This is a genomic window from Erythrobacter sp. HI0063, from assembly GCF_001635685.1.
Classification (GTDB): domain Bacteria; phylum Pseudomonadota; class Alphaproteobacteria; order Sphingomonadales; family Sphingomonadaceae; genus Qipengyuania.
Genome location: NZ_LWFF01000354.1, coordinates 1 through 2987, shown reverse-complemented (window position 1 = coordinate 2987; position 2987 = coordinate 1). Strand labels below are relative to the sequence as shown.

3 protein-coding genes are annotated in these 2987 nt (G+C 64.8%); all 3 read left to right on the top strand.

The annotated features are described in order from the left end of the window. Nucleotides 1-1152: SPOR domain-containing protein (locus tag A3736_RS16410; RefSeq protein ID WP_156502185.1), on the top strand; the 1152-nt coding region annotated here is incomplete at its 5' end. A gap of 164 nt (nucleotides 1153-1316) precedes the next feature. After that, nucleotides 1317-1817, top strand: coding sequence for a YbjN domain-containing protein (locus A3736_RS16405; protein WP_067685137.1), 501 nt, complete (start codon nucleotides 1317-1319; stop codon nucleotides 1815-1817). Between the two features lie 164 nt (nucleotides 1818-1981). Further along, the gene (locus A3736_RS16400; RefSeq protein WP_067685132.1) at nucleotides 1982-2725 is read left to right on the top strand and encodes a Bax inhibitor-1/YccA family protein; all 744 of its coding nucleotides are present in this window, start codon (nucleotides 1982-1984) and stop codon (nucleotides 2723-2725) included. The last annotated feature ends 262 nt before the right edge of the window (nucleotides 2726-2987 follow it).

The following is a 2987-nucleotide window of genomic DNA, read 5'->3' as shown; positions in this document are numbered from 1 at the left end:
GACGATGCTGTGGGGATCGCCGAAGCGCTGATGCCGACGGATCTGGCGCTGCGGATGGCGCCCTATCTGCGCTATATGCCGCGCCTGACCCGTGCACAGCAGGCGGCAGCCGCCAATCTCGGCGCCTTCCCGCGGGCGAACGAGATCGGGCGCGACGATGCCGCCATAGCAAGCTACGCTCCTGCCAATCCGCGCGTCGCACGCGGCGCCGGCGCGGCTCTGGCACCCAGCGGCGCGCCGATGGGGTCGAATGCCGCACCTGCCGCTGCGCCAGTCCCCACCCCCGCTCCCGCGCGCCAGACGCGGCAGCAGCGCCGCCAGGCGGAGCGCGCCGCGCGCCGTGCCGCCGGGTCCGATCCGATGGATCGCACGCTGGTTCGCTCCGCGCCTGCTCCGGCGCCCGTTCCTGCGCCAGCTCCCGCTCCGGCGCCTCTTCCGGCTCCGGCGCCGCCGCCAAGCCCTGCACCCTCTCCAGCGCCGAGCGCGCAATCGGACGCTCCGGCAATTCAGTTCGAACTCCCGCCCGCCAGCGCGCCGGCATCCCAAGAGGCCACCCAGGTGGCCCGTATCGACCCTTCGCAAGTCGATCCGGATGAGAGTGCAACCCAACTGATCACGGCGGAAAATCCCGTTCAGGTCGCAGTGCTGAATCCTGCCGACAATGCCGAGAACATGGGCCCAGCTGCGCCGACGACACCCGCTCCGGCACCCGATCCCGAACCGTCGCAAAGTGTCGCGGACGCTTTTGCCGCCTTCGCGGCAACGCAGCCGGTGAGTGCGCCACGGCCAGCCAATGCGGTGGACATCACCACCATCGAACCGCCGCGCGAGCGCGCCGAACCGCCGCCGCCCAAGCCGGAAGCGAAACCGAAGCCTCCGGCCAATCCTTCGCGCCATTACGTCCAGATCGCCACCGGGCGCGATCGCGATGCGCTGAAGTTCGACTGGCGCCGCATCGCGCGCAAGGCCGATTCGCTGCTCGACGGGAAAGGGCCGTTCGTGACCAAATGGGTCGAAGCCAATCGCTTGCTGGCCGGTCCCTATCCCAGCAAGGATGCCGCGCGCGAGGTGATGAACAAATTGAAGGCGATGGGCATCGACAGTTTCACCTTCACCAGCGATTCCGGCCAGGCGATCGACCCGCTCGACTGATCGAGGCGCAGTTTTGAATGCATGTTTTCCAGGGCTTGTGCACAGCGTTTGCACAGGCCTTTCCAGCCGGTCGCGGTTTCTCCCCAGCAGCGGCGATGGCCTCGATTGCCAAGCGCCCTGCCTCTTCGGCATTGAGCCTGCATGACGAGGATGGGATCGGGCCGATGAGAGCGCTGGAAAGTTTCGCGAACGACGAGGATGCGGCGCCGGTCGACATGCTGGCGGCTTTGTTCGAAGCGCGGGGCTGGCCATGCGCCGCACGCGCCCACGAGGTCACGGGCGAAGTGCGCGGCAGCTGGTCGAATTACCAGGTGAAGGGCATCTGGCGTGCAGAGGATTGCGTGCTCCAGATCCTCTGCCTGCCCGAAATTCGCGTACCCAAAGACAGGCTCGTCGCAGCCTACGAATTGCTCGGCCTGATCAACGAACAGCTTTGGCTCGGCCATTTCGACATCTGGTCGAATGGCGGCGTTCTCCTGTATCGGAACGCGACGATGTTGGGGGACGAAGGCACGCTGAGCCTGGCCCAGGCGCAGGCGCTGGTGGAAATTGCGGTAGAGGAATGCGACCGTTTCTACCCTGCCTTCCAGTTCGTGCTGTGGGGCGGAAAGAGCCCTGCGGATGCGCTGCAGGCGGCCTTGGTCGATGCCGCCGGGGAGGCGTGAACACAGTGTTTCTCCGGCCCCCGTTCGGCCAGGTCAGGCGTTAACCAAGACCCGGCCCAAACGGTCCGGTTTCGCTTGAAATATGGGGCCGGAACCCCGATATTGTCGATATCCGCGATAGAGCGCATCGGGCGCACGGATCGCATCTAGGAGAGAGACGACACATGGCCGATTGGAACGACACCGGACGGCGGCAGACGGGCTTCAGCTCGGTTCCGCGCGCTGGCGACGCCGTTGCCCGTCGCGAGACATTCGATGCGGGCCTGCGCTCGCACATGCTTTCGATCTACAATTACATGGCGAGCGGCGTACTGCTGACCGGCATCGTCGCCATGCTGACCTATCAGTCGGGCCTCGCGGTGAATTTCGCGAGCGGGCCGCTAATGTGGATCGTTGCGCTGGCGCCGCTGGGCTTCGTGATGGCGATGAGCTTCGGCCTCCAGAAGATGAGCCGCGGGACGCTCCAAATGCTGTTCTGGGCGTTCGCGGTCGTGATGGGTCTTTCGCTGTCGACGATCTTCCTGCGCTTCACCGGCGAATCGATCGCGACGACCTTCTTCGCCACGGCGGGTGCCTTCGCGGGCCTCAGCCTGTTCGGCTATACCACCAAGAAGGATTTGTCCGGCATGGGCACCTTCCTGATCATGGGCGTCGTCGGGCTGCTGATCGCGATGGTCATCAACATCTTCCTGCAGTCGAGCGGCCTGGCGCTGGCCATCAGCTTCATCGGCGTGCTGATCTTCGCAGGCCTCACCGCCTACGATACGCAGCGCCTGAAGCGCGAATACGAGTATCTTCGCGGCACCGACTTCGTCGGCAAGGCCGTGATCATGGGCGCGCTGAGCCTCTATCTCGACTTCATCAACATGTTCATGTTCCTGCTGCAGTTCATGGGCAATCGCGAATAAGCGATCCGCGCGGTCCGCTCGCCTTCGGGGTGCGGACTGCCGCAGACAGGACTCGGTCTATCGTGCTCGGAGCGCTTCGTGCGTTCCGGGCATTTTCTTTATTGCCAAGCGCTTGTAACGCTTACTGCTTAAGCCCGCGTTCAATCGGAAGGCGACACGGGTTTCCATTACGAATTTTCGCAAACGGGAGGGCCGCCGGACTATGCGCCGCGCAACCAAATCACAGCTACGCCTCGTCACGCTCACGCTCGGAATTGCCGGG

Coding starts and splice junctions, on each gene's coding strand:
- A3736_RS16405 (WP_067685137.1), top strand. CDS start 1,317: ATGAGAGCGCTGGAAAGTTTCGCGAACGACGAGGATGCGGCGCCGGTC.
- A3736_RS16400 (WP_067685132.1), top strand. CDS start 1,982: ATGGCCGATTGGAACGACACCGGACGGCGGCAGACGGGCTTCAGCTCG.